Raw genomic sequence first — 4,795 nt, forward strand, 5'->3', positions numbered from 1 at the left:
CGCCAGCTTCACCGCAAGCTCGCACTGACATCGTAGCGCCGAGCCGCGCCTCGCCGCGACACCCCGCTCGCAACTGCCGCCTGAACACGATCCCGAAGGTCAATCGAATAAGGCTTCCCCATCCATACTGGCCTCCACGCCCAGCCAGCATCTTGAATCAGACTTCCGATTCCTTGGGAATCCCCTTTCGATTCTTATTTCAAGCTCGGTGCTCTAATTCCTCCCGAGGGGAACGGTTGCGGCATAAGCCTCCGGCAGGCCGTGTCGAGTTCGCCGTTCCCATGGTGTATACTTCCCGATGAACCCGACCACAGAGTAATCGTCTATGCCAAAGCTGATGATCACGGTCGATGTCGAGGCGCAGCCAGCCAGGGCGCGCGACCACCACGTCGATCGCCTCATTTGGGGAGCTTATCCGGAGGGCCGTGCCGGCATCGGGGAGATGATGGATCTCGCGAACGAGTTCGACGCCGTTCTCACGATGTTCGTCGATTGGGCGGAAACTGATCTCTATGGCGCTGCTATCGAGGAGGTCGGCCGCGAGATCGCGCGTCGGAAGCACGACGTGCAATTGCACGTCCATGCCGATTTCTTTTCCAAAAAATTCTGGAGCGGGCACAACATCAAGCCGCGGATCGACCTAAACCTGCTTTCCTTGCCTCAGGCGGAGGCCATTGCCGGCGAGATAGTTCAGCGGCACACGCGGGCGACGGGATTGGCCCCCACCGCCTTTCGCGGCGGCGGGTACCGCTTCTGCGATTCCCTCCTTCACGCTCTGCATCAGCGCGGCGTAAGGCTCGACTCGAGCCTCAACAGCATGCGCCGCGCCGAGGCGAGCGCCATGAACTGCAAGCAGTTCGTGTCGCCGAGCGGCCTCCTCGAGTTGCCCATCTCGATCGTCAGCAACTACAAGAATGGTCCGCGACCGCTGGAGTTCAACTTCAACACCGGCTATTTTCGAGACGTCGCGTCGATGTACGCCTATCTCGACGCGTTTTGGGACGAACATGGTTCCGATACCATTGCTGTGCTCGTGATGCACAGCTGGTCGTTCCTGGCGCGCGGGGCGGATGAGCACTTCGCCTACGAAGGGCTTGAGAGGCTTAACCGCTTCCGAGGCTTCCTGGAGGGCCTCAAACCGGCTGGAATCGAGGTTGTATCGGCTCAACAGGTCGTCGACCTGGTGACCTCAGGAAGGCTGCTGGTCGAGCCTCCGAAGGAGGTCGGAACGAGCAGCCCGGTCAAGCGCGAGCCCGTGGCGCCAAGCCCGGCGTGTCCAGTCTGCGGAGCGCCGAAGTCGAGCATCACGAAACTGAACGGGCGTCAATGCTCGCAATGCGGATCCCTCGAGCGACAGCGCAGTGTTGCTGTGGCATACGATTCCGCCCTGCGCGGGCAATATAGTATCGAAGGCAAGGAGGTCCTGGTCCTTTCTCCGTCCGCTGCAGAAATCAAATTCCTCCAGTCTCGCGGCGCTAAGACGATCAGCGCTGACATCATGCCGGACCGTAAGGCTGACCTGGTGGTCAATTTCTGCTCGATGCCCGAGGTCCGGACTGCTTCCCGCCCGGTGGTCTTTGCCTCGTACGTCATGCCGCTGATCTATGACCTCGGGAAGGCCCTCGATGAGATCGCCCGCATCCTCGAGGAGGGCGGCACCTTCTTCTCTGTTGAGGCGCCCGTGAAGGGTGAAACGCGGGAAATCGAGGACGCGACGGAGCAGGCGAAGTGGTACGGTGCCGAGGCGTGGGAGCGCTATCGGGTCGGCACATTCCGGATTCTCGGCAGTATCAGCTACCTTGCGAACCTCAAGGCCCGGTTCGAGGTCCAGGTGGAGGTCGTGCCCGATCCTATCACTGGTACCGAAGCGACCATCTACGTCTGCAGGAAGCCGGTTCGACCGCCAGAGGGCCCCCCCGTCCGGCCATTGGAGAGTTTCGAGACCGCGCCGCGTGATATCTCCTCGCACTTTCTGGAGTTCACCGAAAGCAACTTGCGAGACGGGTGGGTTCGAGACGGTTTCCGGCTCCCATCCGTGTTGCCGCCGATCGACTGGAACGCGCACAACCGTTCCTTCGCCTATCATCTTCACGCTTGGGACGCCATCAGCGACCTGCTGATTCGCCATAGCGTAAAGGGCGAGCCGGAATATCTAGAGGCCTGCCTGGCGCATGCGAAGTCCTGGATCCTGGCCTTTCAGGTGCCTGTATTGGGCAAGGACAGCGACGAAGAGCTCGATCGTCTTGTGAAGCCGAACATGCCAGTGGAATGGTACGACATGGCGGTCGGCCTTCGCGCGTTTCGTATGGCATACCTACTCGACGTCCTGATTCAGCAGGGCCGCGAACAAGACGCGGAGCTTTTCCGTCAGTCGCTGCTCTTTCATCTCAAGCTGCTGCGTAGAGATCACTTTTTTCGCGAGCATTCCAATCACGGCTTGTATCAGGCGTTTGGCCAAGCTGCAGCGGCACGCCGATTCCTTGACTGGCCCGGCTTTGCCGAAGACTACGCCATGGGCATGCAGCGCCTAAGGCGTCTGCTTCGCTTCCATTTCAGTGAGGAAGGGCCACACCTCGAGCACTCTCCGGGCTATCATTTCATGTTGATGGGCACGTTGGTCAATGCACGCCGGTCTGGGTTCTTCGACGATGACGAAAACATGAAGCTCATGACCGAGATCGAGACGGCTTTCCAATGGATGGTGAAGCCGAACTTCTGTCTCGCCGAATTCGGCGACACGGACCCCAGAAATATCGTGCGGGGCGAGAAGATCGCAGCTCTTTATCGAGAAGAGTCGACCAAGTTCATTCTCACCGGTGGAAGCCAGGGCAAGAAGCCCCCAGTCGGTGTGAAGGCGTATCCCAAAAGCGGTTATGTCTTTGCTCGCCTTGGAGCGGTGGATGCAGGGGAGCGCTTTGAGGACCTTTCCTATCTTGCTCAGCAGGCAGGCTTCCATTCACGGGTCCATAAGCACGCGGATCACCTGAGCTTTATCTGGTACGATCGCGGCCGCGACATTCTGATCGATCCAGCGCGCTTCGCTTACGCCAACAAGACCCAGCCGGGGACAGAGCTTTTCAAGCAGGGCTTCTGGTATGCCGATCCGAAGCGCATCTATATCGAGACGACCCGAGCTCACAATTGCGTCGAAATCGATGGCACCAGCTTCGATCGGCGCACCACTTGCTGGGGATCGGCACTCCGATACGCCGGCGAGCAGTCGGGCATGGCGATTACGGACTGCAATATCACGCACTTGCGCACTGTCCTGCATCGCAGGACGCTGATCATGAAGCCGGGGCAGTTTTTGCTGGTGCTGGACTGGTTGAACGATAGGACCACAGATCGCCATTATCGCCAGTGGTTCCAGTTCGCGTCGCGATGGGTCGTGGATCTGGTCGGCGGGGAGGCACTCGCGAAAGACGGCGCGCAAGACCTCACCGTGCTCAACCTGATACCTGATAATGAGATTTATAATGTAGTCCGCGGTCAGACCGAGCCGCATTTGCAGGGCTGGACGTCGGACGGACCCTACAGTCTGACCGAATCGACGTCTTTGGCGGTCAGATGCGCCATGGGGAAGATGGGGCGATTTGCTACCCTGTTCGTGCTTGGGAAGGCCGTTTCACTGCCCCAGACGCGGTTCAACGCCACCCTTCGCTCTGGACGCGTTGTATGGAGTGATGCCGGCGGCCAGTACTCCCTTCAGGTCAAGATGGGCGATCCCGGTGACGTCGCGGTGACCTATGAAGGAGGGGCCGCAGGAAGCAGGGCGAGCAGGAGCATGACTGCTGTCTGATAGGCGAGGGCGCCGGGTTTGCGCCGGCACATTTCCTTGATGGAGCCGGCACATTTCCTTGATGGAGAAGACGAGGCTGTCAACGCCGGACTAGAAATGCATCAGTTGGCCGGAGTAAAGATGCATCAGCGGGTATAGGCATTTTCATCGTTGTCGCGGGAGGGAGGCTTGTGCCGGTAGTCCACAGGACACCCGCGCGCTGCGGAGTGCCGGTCACGAGGCTGACGTAGCAGCGCGTGGGGGTGTCCTGTGGACCCACCGGTGCAAGGCGTGACGGTAAGTTTGATTGGCGGCGAGTGTGATGCTGACCTGAGCCCCTGCATCACCTCCAGAAATGAGTAGAGTCCGTCTTCGAGGGGAGACGGCAGATGAAGAAGGCACGGTTCACGGAAGAGCAGATCATCGGGATCCTGCGGGAGCATGAGGCGGGAGCAGCGACTGCGGATGTGTGCCGCAAGCACGGGATCAGCAGCGCGACATTCTACAAGTGGAAGGCGAAGTACGGTGGGCTGGAGGTATCGGAGGCCAGGCGGCTGTGTTCGCTGGAGGACGAGAATCGTCGGCTGAAGAAGTTGCTGGCGGAGACGATGCTGGACGTGGCGATGCTGAAGGATATCGCTTCAAAAAAATGGTGACGCCCGCGGCGAAGCGAGAGGCTGCGGCGCACCTGTGCAGCGTGCATGGGGTGAGCCAGCGGCGGGCGTGCCGCGCGATCGGGGTGGACCGTGCCCTGGTCCGCTACCAAAGCCGTCGACCGGACGACAAGGCTGTTCGCACGCGCTTGCGCGAGCTGGCGGCGATACGCCGTCGCTTTGGCTGGCGCCGGTTGCGGGTTCTGCTGTCGCGCGAGGGCGTTCACATGAACCACAAGAGGCTGCGTCGGCTGTACGTCGAGGAACGGCTGCAGGTCCGCCGGCGCGTCGGACGCAAGCGGGCTGCGGTGACGCGGGTTCCGTGGTCCCCGCACGCGGACCGAACCAGCGCTGGTCGATGGAC

At 60.6% G+C, this 4,795-nt stretch carries 1 protein-coding gene and 1 pseudogene; both read left to right on the forward strand.

The window, feature by feature from the left end; all coding sequences use genetic code 11:
* Positions 1–325: 325 nt before the first annotated feature.
* On the forward strand, positions 326–3,799 hold the full coding sequence (locus ACT6UX_RS30175) for a heparinase II/III domain-containing protein (RefSeq protein ID WP_444778833.1): 3,474 nt from the start codon (positions 326–328) through the stop codon (positions 3,797–3,799).
* Positions 3,800–4,167: 368 nt separating this feature from the next.
* A pseudogene (locus tag ACT6UX_RS30180) lies at positions 4,168–4,795 on the forward strand (transposase); the annotation flags it as partial.

The organism is Reyranella sp. (assembly GCF_052439685.1).
Lineage (GTDB): Bacteria > Pseudomonadota > Alphaproteobacteria > Reyranellales > Reyranellaceae > Reyranella.